Genomic DNA, 12,718 nt, shown 5'->3' on the forward strand with positions numbered 1-12,718 from the left:
GTGCCGTGTCGCCCGGGGGCAGCCGAGAAGAAGGTCGTGAGCCCAGCCCGTGCCCTCGCCAACGAGCGCCCCTCGCGCGAGCGGATCCCCCGCGAGCGCAGTACGACGTCCGGCCGCACGCCGCACCCGTCGCGGACGTCCGCCCCGACCCGCAGCCCCGCCGACGTCGACGCCCTGGTCACCGAGCACCTGCCACTGGCATCCTTCGCGGTCAACGCCGTGGCGGCGCGCATCTCGCTGCCGTCGCACGTGAGCAGGGACGACCTGCTCTCCTGTGCGCACGTGGCGCTGGTCGAGGTCGCCAAGCGGTTCGACCCCTCGGCCGGGGCCTCCTTCTCCACCTATGCCCTTGCACGCCTGCAGGGCGCCGTCCTCGACGAGCTGCGCTCCGGCGACTGGGCCAGCCGCTCGGTCCGCGCAGCAGCCCGGCGGACCGACGCCGCCGCGGACGCGCTCACCATCTCCCTCGGCCGGCCCCCGACCCGGGAGGAGCTGGCCGAGAGCCTGGGCGTCCCGCGCACCGAGTTGGACAGCCTCCAGGTCGACGTGCACCGCGCGGTCATGGTGAGCATCGACGCGGAGACCGGGAGCGACGGCGGGTCCCTGGACCTTCCCGACACCGGCGAGTCCCCCGAGCGCGCTCTGCTGCGCGGCGAGCGGGCGCGGTACCTCCACGAGGCGATCCGCGCCCTCCCCGACCGGCTGGACGAGGTGGTCGAGCGGAATTTCTTCGGTGATGAATCTCTGACCGACATCGCGGACGATCTCGGCGTCACCCTCTCGCGGGTCTCGCAGATGCGCGCGCGGGCGCTGACCCTGCTGCACGCGGCCATGAGCGAGGTCTGGGAAGGCCGCGCCGTACCCGCGGACGGTGGGGTGCGGGCGCGCAACCAGCAGCGCAGCTACGTCGAGCGGGTCGCGGCGCGTGCGCCGGCGCCGGCGACGGGTGGGTCCGCCATCCCCCGCCCGCGCGGGAACTGGCTGCCTCACGGCCGCGGCGAGGCTGCGCAACCCGCCTGAGTGACAGCCGGCGAAAAAGAAGTCCGGTTCGCCTCAAGTCACAGGCGCCCCAAGCCGTAACCACCAGTGCGACACCAGCACGGCCCGCAGCACGGATGCAGCGGGAATCCCAGTAAGACCCCTTCCAAGGAGGAACATCATGGGTCTGCGCGTCAACAACAACATCGCGGCGCTCAACGCTTACCGCAACCTGTCCGTCACCGACGGCCAGATGAGCAAGAGCCTGGAGAAGCTCTCCTCCGGGTTCCGCATCAACCGCGCGGCCGACGACGCCGCCGGTCTGGCCATCTCCGAGGGCCTGCGCTCTCAGATCGGTGGCCTGAAGGTCGCCGTCCGCAACACCCAGGACGGCATCTCGGTCGTGCAGACGGCTGAAGGTGCTCTCACCGAGACCACCTCCATCCTGCAGCGCATGCGTGACCTGTCGGTCCAGGCGGCCAACGACGGTGGCCTGAACACCGACGCCAAGGGCAACATCCAGAAGGAGATCGACCAGCTCAACCAGGAGCTGGACCGGATCGCCACCACCACGAAGTTCAACGGGAAGGCGCTGCTCGACGGCAACTACTCGGCGAAGTTCCAGGTGGGCGCCAACGCCGGCGAGAGCATCGATGTCGCCATCGGGACCCCCGGAGCCGGCATGAACGCCGCCGGCCTGGGCGTCAACAACGTCGACGTCACCTCCGGCGGTCCCTCGTGGACCTTCGACCCGGGTGCCGTGGACTACGCCGCCGCGACCGGCCCGGTCATCACCGTCGACGTCGAGGGCTCCGGCGCTCGCACGCTCGACGTGACCGGGTGGGCCACCACTGGTACCTCCGCTGACGCCGCGAAGAACCAGGCGCTGCTGCAGAAGGCCTTCGACAAGGAGCTGGGCACCTCCGGCTACACCGTCAAGGTCGGCGACTACGGCCAGGTCACCGCCAGCGGCCCCACGGGCGCCGTCGACGGCGACCTGGTGATCGGTGGCGCCGGCATCACCGGTACGCACGCCTTCGGCAACCTTGCGTCGGGTGCCGACGCTGCCATCGCCGCCATCGATGGCGCCATCAAGACGGTGTCGACCACTCGTGCCGACCTGGGTGCCATCCAGAACCGGTTCGACCACACCATCAACAACCTCAACGTCGCGGTGGAGAACCTGACCGCGTCGGAGAGCCGCATCCGCGACGCCGACATGGCGCAGGAGATGGTCCAGTTCACCCGGAACCAGATCCTGACCCAGGCCGGCACCGCGATGCTCGCGCAGGCCAACCAGGCCTCGCAGGGCGTCCTCTCGCTGCTCCGCTGATCCTCCGGCTGACCAGCTAGACGCGCACCAGCGTGACCCCGGGTGAGGGGGGAGGCCCTCCGGCCTCCCCCCTCACTCGCACCCGGACCACCCCGTTCCCGACCCGGCACCCATCCGACCGGCCCTGGAGGCAGACAGCATGAGCATGAGCGTCGACGGTCTGATCTCGGGCATGGACACCACCGCGCTGATCAGCGGCCTGATCCAGGCCGAGGCCGCGCCACAGACCGCGCTCAAGTCGCGGATGAGCGACGCCGAGAAGGCCGCGTCGGCCTACCGCACGGTGAACACGACCTTCCTGGCGGTCACCGCCGCCGCCGAGGCCGCCCTGAAGGCCGAGTCGTGGGTGCCCGCCAAGGCCACCAGCTCCGCCTCGAGCGTGGCGGTCAGCGCCACGAGCGGCGCCCCGACCGGCGCCCTCAGCTTCACGGTCGACCAGCTCGCCGCCGCGCACGGCATGGTCCGGCACGACGCCGCGTGGACCGCCGACACCTCCGCCTTCAGTGCCTCGGCCACCACCCTCACGATCAAGGGCCTCGACGGCAGCACGCGCGGCACCCCCCTGGACATCAGCGCCACCACGTCGCTCAAGGACGTCGCCGCGACGATCAACGCGGGTGACTACGGCGTCACCGCGTCGGTGATCCAGATCGATGCCGGCAAGTTCTCGCTCCAGCTCACGTCGAAGAAGACCGGCGCGGCCAACGAGTTCACCCTCGAGGGTGGCGGCACGTTCGACGTGACCACCCAGGCGCAGAACGCCAAGCTGACGATCGGCACGACGAACAAGTACAGCGTCTCCTCCGACACCAACACCTTCGCCGCCGTCCTCCCGGGCGCGACGATCACGGTGAGCAAGCTCGAGACCGACCAGGTGACGGTCGGCGTGGCCTCCGACCCCAACGCCGTCGCCGGCAAGGTGAGCACGCTGATCGATGCGGTCAACTCCGCGCTGTCCACGACCCGGTCCTACACCTCCAGCGCCAAGGGCAGCACCGCCGCGCTCAAGGGCGACTACGCGGTGACGTCCCTGGCCGGCCGGCTGCTCGACGCCGTCTCCGGGGCGATCGGCGCGGACGGCTCCCCCGCCCGGATCGGTATCGAGCTCACCCGCGACGGCAAGATCACCTTCGACAAGGCGAAGTTCGTCGCCGCCCTCGAGGCCGACCCCACGCTCGCGAAGCGGATGGTCGCCGGAACCCCGGCGAGCACCGGGCCCGACGGAGTGGTCGGCGGCGGGGACGACGTCGCGGCGGTGACCGGCCTGGCCGGCCGGCTGCTCGACGTCTCGAAGGCCGCCTCGAACTCCACGACGGGGACGCTCGTCGCCATGGCCGACGGCCAGGACTCCCAGGTCAAGGACATCAAGGCGCGGATCGAGGCGTGGGACCTGCGCCTGGCCAAGCGCAAGGAGACCCTCACCCGCCAGTTCACCGCGATGGAGACCGCGCTGAGCGGCCTGAAGAGCCAGTCCACCTGGCTGGCCGGACAGATCAACAGCCTCCCGTCCTACCGCTGATCCCCCGGACCACCGCACCACCTCCCCCACGCTCCAGGAGTACACCCCGATGAGTGCCGCTTCCCTCCGCGCCCGCTACCTCGGCGACGCTGTCGCCACCAGCTCGCCGCAGCAGGTACTGGTCATGCTCTACGACCGGCTCGCGCTCGACCTCGAGCGGGCGCAGAAGGCCGTCGCGGCCGGTGACCGCGAGGAGGCCGGGGAGCAGCTGCAGCACGCGCAGGCCATCGTCATCGAGCTGCTGTCGAGCCTGCAGGTGGACGCGTGGGAGGGCGGGCCCCGGCTGGCCTCCCTGTACAACTGGCTGATCAGCGAGCTGGTCCAGGCCAACATCAAGCTGGACACCAACCGGATCTCCGCGTGCCGGCAGGTCGTCGAGCCCCTCCGCGACGCGTGGCGGCAGGCCGCCCTCACGCTGGCAGGCAGCACGCCATGAGCGCGGTCGGCCCGGTGAGCAGCGCGGCGACCGCGGGCTTCGGCGCCAACCCCTACGCCGGGCAGATCCCCGCGGGCGCGTCGCCCCGCCAGGACGAGCGCAACCGCCGCAGGCCCAAGGACTGGCACGAGGCGGTGGCCGAGCTGGAGGGCGAGGTCCTCGCCGCCGAGCAGACGATGGCCGAGGGCCGCGCCGACGAGATCGCCGCCTGGGGCCGCCGCTCCGCCGACTGGGTCCCGCCCACCGACCTGGGCCCGATCCCCGAGGACCTGCGGGAGCGCGCCATGCGCCTCCTGCAGCAACAGCTCGCCGTGGCCGAGGCGCTCGTCGACCGCATCACCCAGTCGCAGAAGCAGCGCGACGTCGCCGCCCGGATGTCCTACGGCCCCACCCGTCCGGTCGCCTCCTACATCGACCGGGCGCTCTGACCCCCGGGCGTCCGCGCCCGTTGCCCCCGCCCCTGTCACCGGCCCCGCCGACGGCAGGGGCGTTCGTGCTTTCTGCCGACGGATCGGCGCCGCACCGGTCCTCCAGCCACGGATGGTGCCAACTCAGGCGCCCCGGTCGGCCCGGGACACGGCCAGGTCACCGCTGGTCACACGCGCCCCGGGGCCCTCCCCCGGCACCGCTGCCCCTCGCGTGGGAGGCGAACGGTCAGTCCGGGGGACGCGGGTGCCGATGAGATCCCTGCACGGACAGCACCACATCGCCATGGATCGGCGGACCCCTCACTCGTTCGCGAGTGCCTTCCGCGTACCCGGAGGTCGATCGTGTCCCGCTCTCCCTGCCGGCCGTTCCCGTGATCGGCGACATCACCCCGGCGGCGTTGCACGCGGCGCTGTCCGGCCTGGCCCAGCGCCAGCGCGTCACCGCCGACAACATCGCCAACGTCAACACGCCCGGCTTCCTGGCCGGCCGCACCGATTTCGAGTCCTCGCTCCGCGGCGCCCTCACCAGCGGCGAGACGCCGCAGATCAACGGAGGCATGGTGGGCCGCTCCCTGGAGCCGACGAACACGAACGGCAACAACGTGAACCTCGACGCCGAGACGCTCATCGCGACCGAGACCGGGCTGCGCTACCAGCTGGCCCTCAGCGCGCTGGACGGCAAGTACAACTCCATCCGCACCGCACTCAGGACGCAGTGAGATGGCCATCTTCGACACCTTCGGCATCTCCGGTTCCGGCCTGCTGGCGCACCGGAAGTGGCTGGACGCCGTCTCCGACAACATCTCCAACGTCAACACCGCCACGCGCACGAACGAGGACGCCTTCCAGGGCCGCATGATCGTGGCCCAGGCCGTCGAGTACGGCACCGGCGAGGGTGGCGTCCGCGTCGCTCGGGCGGTATTCGGCGACCCGGAGGGCCGGCTGGTCTACCAGCCCGACCACCCGCTCGCCGACGACGAGGGGTACGTGAAGTACCCCGACATCGACCTCGGCGACCAGATGTCGCAGATGATCATGGCGCAGCGCGGCTACCAGGCCAACCTCGCCGTCGTCGAGCGCGCGACCCAGGCCTACCAGGCTGCCCTGCAGCTCGGGAAGGGCTGACCATGACCCTCCCCATCGGTGGCATCCCCGGCATCGGCGCCGCCTTCGGCGTCGGCGGGGTCGCCGGCATCGACACCACGGCCGCTGCCCAGGGAGTCGGCGGGACGGCGAACGGAGACGCGTTCTCCTCCGTCCTCGCGGCGACCTTCGACCAACTGCAGGCCACGCAGGCCAACGCCGACGGCCTGGCCGCCAAGGCCGCCACCGGCGACCTCAAGGACGTGCACGACTACATGATCGCCCGGAGCGAGTCCTCCCTGGCGGTGGAGATGGTCGTCGGCATCAAGAACAAGGCCGTTGACGCCTTCAACGAGATCATGAGGATGCCCATCTGATGAACGAGGCACTCACCGGGACGCTGGAGCGCGCCCGCTCCACGTTCGCCACGGTCAGCCTGGGGCAGAAGGTCGTCATCGGCCTCCTGTTCGCCGGGCTGCTCCTCGGTGGGTTCTTCTTCTTCAAGTGGATCACCGCGCCGACCCAGGCACCGCTGTTCTCGAACCTGGCCTCGAGCGACGCCTCGGCGATCGTCGACGAGCTCAACGCCGAAGGCGTCTCCTACGTGCTGACCGACGGCGGGCAGACGATCATGGTCGCCAAGGACGCGGTGTACGACCTGCGCCTGCAGATGAGCGGCAAGGGCCTGCCGGCCGGCGCGGGCACCGGATACGCACTCCTGGACGAGCAGGGCATCACCACCAGCGAGTTCCAGCAGCAGATCACGTACAAGCGGGCACTCGAGGGCGAGCTCTCCAGGACCCTCAAGTCGCTGGACGGCGTCAACGAGGCGATCGTCAGCGTCGCGCTGCCCGAGGACGAGGTCTTCGTCCGCGACAAGGCCAAGCCCACCGCCTCGGTGCTGCTGGGCCTCGCCGCGGGGACCCAGCTCACGAGCCAGCAGGTCCAGGCGGTGACCAACCTCGTCTCCTCCAGCGTCGTGGACCTCTCCCCCGAGCAGGTGACGGTCACCGACACGTCCGGACAGGTGCTGTCCAGCCCGGGGAGCGGGATCACCGCCGCCGCCGGCGACGCCCGCTCGCAGATCGAGCTGGAGACGCAGGCCCGGCTGGCGACCAACGCCCAGCAGATCCTCGACCGGGTGCTGGGCCCCAACCGGGCGGTCGTCTCCGTCCGCGCGGACGTCGACCTCAGCCAGCGCGACACCACGTCGAAGACCTACACCTACGAGGAGGGCACGCCGCCGGTCTCGGAGAGCACCACCACGGAGAACTACACCGGCGCCGGTGGCCCCATGGTGGGTGGCGTGCTCGGCCCGGAGAACATGCCCGACGCGAACGCCAACGCCGGCGGGGGCGACTCCAACTACACCAAGGAGTCGAACACCTCCAACAACGCCGTCAACGAGACCACGACGGTCGAGGAGGGCGCACCCGGCGGGCTGAACCGGCTCACCGTCTCGGTGGTCATGGACGAGGCCGTCGCCGGCAACCTCCCGCAGGGTCAGATCAGCGCGCTGGTGAGCAACGCCGTCGGCCTGGACCCGGCGCGGGGCGACGACATCACCGTGGCGACCATGCCCTTCGACACCACCGCCGCCGACGAGGCCGCCGCCGCGATGGAGGCCGCCCGCGAGGCCGAGTCCGCCGAGCAGATGTGGTCGATGATCCGCACCGGAGGGATCGCTGCCGGCATCGCGCTCGTCGTCCTCGTGGTCTGGCTGCGCTCGCGCCGGGGCGGCGACGTCGAGGAGGACTACGAGCCCCTCGAGCTCACCGACGACATGCTCGCGGAGCTGGACCGCATCCGGATCGCCAGCACCCGCGAGGAGCCCATCGACAACGCGGCCGCCGAGCTGGAGGCCGCCGAGCGGCAGAAGGTGCGGGGCGAGATCTCCACCATGGTCAGCGAGCGACCGGACGAGGTCGCGGCCATGCTGCGCGGCTGGCTGACGGAGAACAAGTCATGACGATGGCCGGGATGGACCAGCTGCTGGCGGGCGGGACGAACCTGCCCGCCGTCCCACCCCCTCCGCCGCGACCCGAGATGCCCGGCCTGCGCAAGGCCGCCGTCTTCCTCGCGCAGATGAGCAAGGAGGAGGCCGGCGTCCTGCTGGGCAAGCTGCGCCCGCGGGAGGTCGAGTCGCTGACCCGCGAGCTCATGCGGCTGGGCTCGGTCGAGGTCCAGGACGTCGACGGCGTCATGAACGAGTTCCACGGCCTCATGACCGCCCAGCACTTCATCGGGCGCGGCGGCGTGGACTTCGCTCGCGAGATCCTGGCCGCGGGCCTCGGCGAGGACAAGGCCGAGGGCATCCTCTCCCGGCTCAACGTCGTCTACACCGAGGTGCCGTTCGCCTCCCTGCGCAACGCCGACGTGCGCCAGCTCGTCACGTTCCTCAAGGACGAGCACGCCCAGATCATCGCGCTGGTGCTGGCCCACCTCACCCCCGCGCAGTCGGCGGAGGTGCTCTCCGGCTTCGCGCCCGAGCAGCAGGCGGAGGTCGCCCACCGGATCGCGACCATGGACCGCACGTCGCCGGAGATGGTGCGCCTCGTCGAGGAGGAGCTGGGCCGCCGGATGGGCTCGATCCTGGCCCACCAGGACATGTCCACCGCGGGTGGTGTCGAGGCCCTCGTCGAGATCATCAACCGCTCGCCGCGGCCCACCGAGCGCTCCATCCTCGAGTGGCTGGACAGCACCGACCCGGAGCTGGCCGAGCAGGTCCGCTCGCAGATGTTCGTCTTCGAGGACATCGTCACCATCGACGACCGCTCCCTGCAGCTCGTGCTCCGCGAGGTCGAGGCCAACGACCTGGCCACCGCGCTCAAGGGCATCCGGCCCGACGTGCGCGACAAGGTGCAGCGGAACCTGTCGGAGCGCGCCGCGGAGAACCTGGCCGAGGAGATCGAGATGCTCGGCCCGGTCCGCACCCGCACGGTCGAGGAGGCCCAGGCGAAGGTCGTCGGCGTCATCCGCACCCTCGAGGAGCAGGGTGCACTGACCATCTCGCGTGGCGGGGACGATGAATTCGTCGCCTGAGGCCGGCCACGCCCGTGCCGGCACGAGGACGGTGGCTCCGGTGGAGGCCGCGGTCGTGCTGCGGGCTGCCGCCGGGGACGTGCCGCCGCCCCGCGCCCCCCGCGAGGGCGCCGTCCTCCGCGGCGGTGCCGCCATGACCGCCCGTCCCTACCGGCAGAGCGGCGGCGACGTCGCTCCTCCCCCGGTGCCCGCCCAGCCGGCACCGGTCGAGCGGCGGATGACCGTCCGGCGTGCCGAGGACCAGCCAGTCGCCGGTGGGCGGCCGACGTTCAAGCTCGGCGAGGTCTACGCCGACGAGCTCGACCGGCTGCGCCGCCGGGCGCACGCCGAGGGCTTCGCCGCCGGTCACGCCGAGGGCGTGGCCGCGGCCGCCGAGGTCGTCGCGGAGGCCGAGCGCGCCGCCGCGGAGCGCATGCGGCAGGCGCAGGAGCGGTGGGAGCGGCGGATCGCCTCCGCCACCGCCGCCCTCGGCGCCGCGGTCACCCGCCTCGACGAGGCCGCCGTCCCGACCGCCGACGAGATCCGGGAGACCATCCTCGGGTCGGTCCTCACGCTCGTCGAGGACCTGGTGGGGCGCGAGCTGGCCCTGGCCGACTCCCCCGTCCTGGACGCGGTCCGCCGCGCGCTGACCCTCTGTCCCGCCGATGCCCCGACCCTGGTGCGGGTGCACCCGGACGACCTCGCCGAGATCCCCGCCGAGGCCCTCGCGGAGCTCCCCGACTCGGTGCGCGTGGTCGCCGACCCGTCCATCGAACGGGCCGGCGCGGTCGCCGAGACCGGTTCCCGGCGCATCGACGCGCAGCTCGTCGCGGCCCTCGAGCGGGTGCAGACGGTGCTGACGTCGTGACCCTGCCCGCCACCCTGCTCACCCGCGCCCGCCACGCGGCTCGCCCCCAGGTCACCGGGGTCGTCACCGGCGCGATGGGCCTCACCCTGACCGTCGACGGCATCGCCGCCGCCGTCGGCGACCTGGTGGAGATCAACCCGGCGACGCGCCCCCTGCTGGCCGAGGTCGTGGCCGTCGGTCGCGACCGGCTCACCTGCATGCCGCTGGGCACGCTGTCGGGTGTGCACGCCGGCGCGCCGGTGCGGGCCACCGGCATGCCGCTGCAGGTGCCCGTCGGCGAGGCACTGCTGGGCCGGGTCCTCGACGGCCTGGGCCGGCCCCTGGACGGCGGGCCGCCGCTGGCCTCCCGCGTGTCCTGGGTCGACCTCGCCAGCGAGACCCCGCACGCGCTGTCCCGCACCCGCGTCCAGGAGCCGCTCACCTTCGGGGTCCGCGCACTGGACACCCTCGTGCCCTGTGGCAAGGGCCAGCGGCTCGGCATCTTCGCCGGTTCCGGAGTGGGCAAGTCGAGCCTGCTGGCGCAGATCACCCGCGGCACCGACGCCGACGTGCGCGTCATCGGGCTGATCGGCGAGCGCGGACGCGAGGTCCGCGAGTTCCTCGAGGAGAACCTCGGCCCCGAGGGGATGGCGCGCACCGTCGTCGTCGTCGCCACCTCCGACGAGCCGCCCCTGGTGCGGCTCAAGGCGGCGTTCGTGGCCACTCGCATCGCCGAGGCCTTCCGCGACCAGGGCCGCGACGTGCTCCTGCTGATGGACTCGATCACCCGCACGGCGATGGCCCAGCGCGAGGTGGGCCTGTCCGCGGGGGAACCGCCGGCCACCCGCGGCTACCCCCCGAGCGTCTTCGCGATGATGCCGCAGCTGCTGGAGAAGGCGGGCACCGGCGCCACCGGCTCGATCACCGGGCTGTACACGGTCCTGGTCGAGGGCGACGACCACAACGAGCCGATCGCGGACACCGCCCGCTCGATCCTCGACGGGCACATCGTGCTGACGCGCAAGCTCGCCACCGTCGGGCACTTCCCCTCCATCGACGTCCTCGAGTCGATCTCCCGCGTCGCCACCGCCGTGGTCCCGCCGCCCCAGATGGCGGACGCGCGGGAGATCCGTCGTCTCCTCGGAGCGCTCCGCGACGTCAAGGAGCTCATCGAGATCGGCGCCTACCAGGCGGGCAGCGATCCGCTGGTCGACCGCGCCCGCGAGCTCGCGCCCCAGATCGAGGCGTTCCTCCAGCAGCCGATGGGTGAGTCGACGCCGGCGCCGGACGCGTGGGCGTGGCTGCAGCGGATCGTGAGGGCCGCGTGAAGAAGGGGACCTTCAAGCTGCAGGCCGTGCTCGACCTGCGCCGTACGCAGGAGCGGGCCGCGGCCGTCGCCGCGTCCCGGGCGGCCGCGGCCGCGACCGACGCCGACCTGCGCGCGACCGGCTACGAGACGTCGCTGGCCACCGCCGGGATGCCGAGCTCCTCGTCCTCGGGTGACTTCCTGGCCCGGATGGCGATGCTGCGTCTCGCCGCGAGCGACGCCTCCGACGCGCGCGCAGCGGCGACCGCCTCCGCCGAGCAGGCCGAGGCGGTCCGCGCGCAGTGGACGGCCGCCGCGCAGCGGACCAAGGGCATGGAGCGGCTGCGCGACCGGCATCAGGAGGCGGCGCAGCACGCCGAGGCGGTGGCCGAGGAGCGGGCCGTCGACGACCTGGTCACCGGTCGCGCCGGCCGGGCAGCCCCCGAGGAGGTGCCGTGGACTCCGTAGCGTCCGTGCAGGCACGGATCAGCCAGATCCAGGCGCGCTTCACCCCCGTCGTCCCGACGGCCAACCGCGGGTGGGCCTCCGCCGCCGCGGCGGCCGGGCTGACCGGCACCGGCTCCGCGAGTGGCGCCTCCGCGACCGGCTCCGCGGGCACCGCGTCGGAGACCGCGGTCGTGGCCGAGGCGAGCAAGTACCTGGGTGTCCCCTACCTGTGGGGCGGCACCGACCCGTCGAAGGGCCTCGACTGCTCCGGCCTGGTCCAGGTCGTGTTCGGCAACCTGGGCATCTCCCTGCCCCGGACGTCGTCGCAGCAGGCGACCAGCGGTACCGCGGTCGCCTCTCTCGCCGACGCGCGGCCCGGTGACCTCGTCTTCTTCGACAACTCGCCGTCGCGACCCGGGATCGACCACGTCGGCATCTACATCGGCAACGGGAAGATGATCGCCGCTCCGCAGGCCGGCGAGAACGTGAAGGTGCAGGACGTCGGCAACCCGACGTCCATCCGTCGCGTGCTCCCCCAGGCCGCACTCGGCCAGACCGGAGCGACGTCGCCGTCCGGCGGGGGCGGCGTCTCCGGCGTGCCCTACGCCAACCTCTTCACCGGTGCGGCCGGCCGACACGGCGTCGACGCCTCGCTGCTGGCCGCCGTCGCCTCGGTCGAGTCGAACTTCAACCCCGGCGCGGTCTCCCCCGCGGGCGCCCAGGGCCTCATGCAGTTCATGCCGGCCACAGCGCGCGGCCTGGGTGTGAACGCGCTCGACCCGGCCTCGGCCGTGGACGGCGCCGCCCGGTACCTCAAGAGCCTCACCCAGCAGTTCGGCTCCACGGAGCTGGCCCTGGCCGCCTACAACGCGGGCCCGGGGACGGTGAACCGCTACGGCGGGATCCCGCCCTACCCCGAGACCCAGAACTACGTGCGCAGCGTGATGAGCAAGGCGGAGGCCTACCGATGACCACTCCCGTGATGCCGGTGGCTCCCGCCGCGCGTCCCACCTCGACCGGAGGCGCCCACGAGGCGGGGAGCGCCGACAGCGCGGCGCCCTTCGCCTCCGCGCTGGACGGCGCCCTGTCCGGCGGACGCGCCCCGGTGGGCGACGGGCCGGCGGACGGGGAGCACGGCGAGGACTCCGAGCAGCCGGCCGGCACGGTCGCCCCCCTCGACGCCGACGGCGCGACGGAGACCGGCGCGGTGGGCCTCAGCGGTGCACTGTGGGCGCTGGCGCTGGGGGTGCAGCAGGGTGCCGGTCAGCCCGCGACGGCGACCGCCGCGGGGGACGCCGTCCCGGCCACCGGTGCCGTCGC

Annotated in this window: 14 protein-coding genes and 1 pseudogene; all 15 read left to right on the forward strand. The window is 72.6% G+C overall.

All coding sequences use genetic code 11. The features are described 5' to 3' along the window. Positions 1–36 precede the first annotated feature (36 nt). Positions 37–1,020 carry a sigma-70 family RNA polymerase sigma factor gene (locus BN344_RS05600; RefSeq protein ID WP_081788377.1) on the forward strand — a complete coding sequence of 328 codons (984 nt, stop codon included), beginning with the start codon at positions 37–39 and terminating at the stop codon, positions 1,018–1,020. A 139-nt stretch (positions 1,021–1,159) separates the two neighbouring features. Beyond that, positions 1,160–2,311 (forward strand): flagellin N-terminal helical domain-containing protein, encoded by a 1,152-nt coding sequence (locus BN344_RS20995; RefSeq protein WP_040337299.1) that lies wholly within the window; start codon positions 1,160–1,162, stop codon positions 2,309–2,311. Between the two features lie 139 nt (positions 2,312–2,450). Further along, complete coding sequence (gene fliD / locus BN344_RS05610) at positions 2,451–3,830, forward strand: flagellar filament capping protein FliD (RefSeq protein WP_040337300.1); 1,380 nt, start codon at positions 2,451–2,453, stop codon at positions 3,828–3,830. A 49-nt stretch (positions 3,831–3,879) separates the two neighbouring features. Beyond that, entirely contained in the window at positions 3,880–4,266 is a 387-nt protein-coding gene (fliS, locus tag BN344_RS05615; protein ID WP_040337301.1) for a flagellar export chaperone FliS, read from the forward strand. Then, on the forward strand, positions 4,263–4,694 hold the full coding sequence (locus tag BN344_RS05620; RefSeq protein ID WP_040337302.1) for a hypothetical protein: 432 nt from the start codon (positions 4,263–4,265) through the stop codon (positions 4,692–4,694). Before fliS ends, BN344_RS05620 begins: the two co-directional genes overlap by 4 nt. Before the next feature lie 371 nt (positions 4,695–5,065). Further along, positions 5,066–5,413, forward strand: coding sequence for a flagellar basal body rod protein FlgB (flgB, locus tag BN344_RS05625; RefSeq protein WP_040338007.1), 348 nt, complete (start codon positions 5,066–5,068; stop codon positions 5,411–5,413). Between the two features lies 1 nt (position 5,414). After that, positions 5,415–5,819 (forward strand): flagellar basal body rod protein FlgC, encoded by a 405-nt coding sequence (flgC, locus tag BN344_RS05630; RefSeq protein WP_040337303.1) that lies wholly within the window; start codon positions 5,415–5,417, stop codon positions 5,817–5,819. 2 nt (positions 5,820–5,821) lie between these two features. Continuing rightward, complete coding sequence (gene fliE, locus BN344_RS05635) at positions 5,822–6,154, forward strand: flagellar hook-basal body complex protein FliE (RefSeq protein ID WP_040337304.1); 333 nt, start codon at positions 5,822–5,824, stop codon at positions 6,152–6,154. Next, positions 6,154–7,746, forward strand: coding sequence for a flagellar basal-body MS-ring/collar protein FliF (gene fliF / locus BN344_RS05640; protein WP_040337305.1), 1,593 nt, complete (start codon positions 6,154–6,156; stop codon positions 7,744–7,746). The genes fliE and fliF overlap by 1 nt, the downstream gene beginning before the upstream one ends. Next, on the forward strand, positions 7,743–8,819 hold the full coding sequence (gene fliG / locus BN344_RS05645; protein ID WP_081788378.1) for a flagellar motor switch protein FliG: 1,077 nt from the start codon (positions 7,743–7,745) through the stop codon (positions 8,817–8,819). The genes fliF and fliG overlap by 4 nt, the downstream gene beginning before the upstream one ends. Positions 8,820–8,859: 40 nt before the next feature. After that, the gene (locus BN344_RS05650) at positions 8,860–9,666 is read left to right on the forward strand and encodes a FliH/SctL family protein (protein WP_231486513.1); all 807 of its coding nucleotides are present in this window, start codon (positions 8,860–8,862) and stop codon (positions 9,664–9,666) included. After that, positions 9,663–10,973, forward strand: a complete 1,311-nt coding sequence (locus BN344_RS05655) for a FliI/YscN family ATPase (protein WP_051515576.1) — start codon at positions 9,663–9,665, stop codon at positions 10,971–10,973. Before BN344_RS05650 ends, BN344_RS05655 begins: the two co-directional genes overlap by 4 nt. After that, positions 10,970–11,419: a flagellar FliJ family protein gene (locus tag BN344_RS05660; RefSeq protein WP_040337306.1), complete on the forward strand. Its 450-nt coding sequence runs from the start codon at positions 10,970–10,972 to the stop codon at positions 11,417–11,419. Before BN344_RS05655 ends, BN344_RS05660 begins: the two co-directional genes overlap by 4 nt. Next, positions 11,407–12,369, forward strand: coding sequence for a transglycosylase SLT domain-containing protein (locus tag BN344_RS05665; protein ID WP_040337307.1), 963 nt, complete (start codon positions 11,407–11,409; stop codon positions 12,367–12,369). The genes BN344_RS05660 and BN344_RS05665 overlap by 13 nt, the downstream gene beginning before the upstream one ends. Further along, positions 12,366–12,718 (forward strand): annotated as a pseudogene (locus BN344_RS20155) (hypothetical protein); the annotation flags it as partial. The gene BN344_RS05665 and the pseudogene BN344_RS20155, both read left to right, overlap by 4 nt.

The sequence above is a fragment of the Candidatus Blastococcus massiliensis AP3 genome (genome assembly GCF_000582785.1).
Lineage (GTDB): Bacteria > Actinomycetota > Actinomycetes > Mycobacteriales > Geodermatophilaceae > Blastococcus > Blastococcus massiliensis.

What these genes read in the sequence shown, in the direction of transcription:
- BN344_RS20995 (WP_040337299.1), top strand. Translation starts at nt 1,160, where the DNA reads ATGGGTCTGCGCGTCAACAACAACATCGCGGCGCTCAACGCTTACCGC.
- fliD (WP_040337300.1), top strand. Translation starts at nt 2,451, where the DNA reads ATGAGCATGAGCGTCGACGGTCTGATCTCGGGCATGGACACCACCGCG.
- fliS (WP_040337301.1), top strand. Translation starts at nt 3,880, where the DNA reads ATGAGTGCCGCTTCCCTCCGCGCCCGCTACCTCGGCGACGCTGTCGCC.
- BN344_RS05620 (WP_040337302.1), top strand. Translation starts at nt 4,263, where the DNA reads ATGAGCGCGGTCGGCCCGGTGAGCAGCGCGGCGACCGCGGGCTTCGGC.
- flgC (WP_040337303.1), top strand. Translation starts at nt 5,415, where the DNA reads ATGGCCATCTTCGACACCTTCGGCATCTCCGGTTCCGGCCTGCTGGCG.
- fliE (WP_040337304.1), top strand. Translation starts at nt 5,822, where the DNA reads ATGACCCTCCCCATCGGTGGCATCCCCGGCATCGGCGCCGCCTTCGGC.
- fliF (WP_040337305.1), top strand. Translation starts at nt 6,154, where the DNA reads ATGAACGAGGCACTCACCGGGACGCTGGAGCGCGCCCGCTCCACGTTC.
- fliG (WP_081788378.1), top strand. Translation starts at nt 7,743, where the DNA reads ATGACGATGGCCGGGATGGACCAGCTGCTGGCGGGCGGGACGAACCTG.